Source organism: Rhodobacter sp. P2_H5 (genome assembly GCF_056403335.1).
The window spans coordinates 1-532 of record NZ_JBFUFS010000154.1; the positions used below are offsets into that span (position 1 = coordinate 1).

Genomic DNA, 532 nt, shown 5'->3' on the forward strand with positions numbered 1-532 from the left:
AGGCATCGAGGGTCTTGGACACCGACTGCTGGAATTCCTCGATGATGGACCCAAAGGCATCGGTATTGGACGCCGATTTCGCCAGTTCCTGCATGGCGTCTTGGCTGTAGCGCATGGCGCAGTCGATGGCGACGAGCTCGGAGATAAGGGCGATTTCGTCATCGGTGAACTGGAACTTGTAGGCGCGGGCGGTTTTGAGGGTGTCGTAGATCGGAACTGAGGTCATGCCGATCAGGCCGACGGCATCGGGGGAGAGCTTGGTGTCATCGCGGAGCGCGTCGGAGATCCCTTGCAGGATCGTGCTGACCCTGGCGTAGAAGGCTTCGGACTGTGGGATGTTCACATCGACCAGCGTCGGGGCCAGACATTTGTCGGTCTCATCGCAGTGCAACACCTTGAGGGTGCCGCCTTCGACGAAGGCCTCGATCATGTCGGGGGTGAAGGCGCGCGGGGTGATGACCTGATGCCGCGGCCCTTCGTTGTCGGTGGCGGCGGCCCGGGTGATGATCGTGACGGAGAGCGTCATGAAGAG

The 532-nt window shown here is 61.3% G+C and carries 1 protein-coding gene; it reads right to left on the reverse strand.

Translation table 11 applies throughout. The features are described from left to right. On the reverse strand, positions 1-532 hold a 532-nt coding region (locus tag AC1DVR_RS24055), incomplete at both ends, for a conjugal transfer protein TraH (RefSeq protein ID WP_478003133.1).